This window comes from Tritonibacter sp. SIMBA_163 (assembly GCF_046535935.1).
Classification (GTDB): Bacteria; Pseudomonadota; Alphaproteobacteria; order Rhodobacterales; family Rhodobacteraceae; genus Epibacterium; species Epibacterium scottomollicae.
Genome location: NZ_JAWJBP010000338.1, coordinates 1 through 278 on the forward strand (window position 1 = coordinate 1; position 278 = coordinate 278).

Below are 278 nucleotides of genomic sequence, written 5' to 3' on the forward strand. Positions count from 1 at the left end.
CTTGTCAATCGTCTTCAATGCACGGATGACTTTTTTATTGCGTTCAAGCTTATACAGTTCTGGCTGATAGACGCCCGATAAGCGCACATGCGCGGGCAAAGCATACGACAACAGCAAACTGGACGGGCTGAACGAATACGCCAAATCGTATTTCTCGGAACGCACGAGCTGATGAAACACCGATAAGGCGAGTGGCGGCTCTTTGCCGTTGTCTCGGACGATGACTTTAAGCCCGTCGATTTGCTGGAGATGCTTCAAGAGCGGACCTCCGCTGCTAT

General features: G+C 51.1%; 1 protein-coding gene. It reads right to left on the bottom strand.

Annotation, left to right across the window (positions count from 1 at the left end; translation table 11 throughout):
* On the bottom strand, positions 1-258 hold a 258-nt coding region (locus tag R0J92_RS22635), incomplete at its 3' end, for a hypothetical protein (protein WP_411053311.1).
* Positions 259-278: the final 20 nt, after the last annotated feature.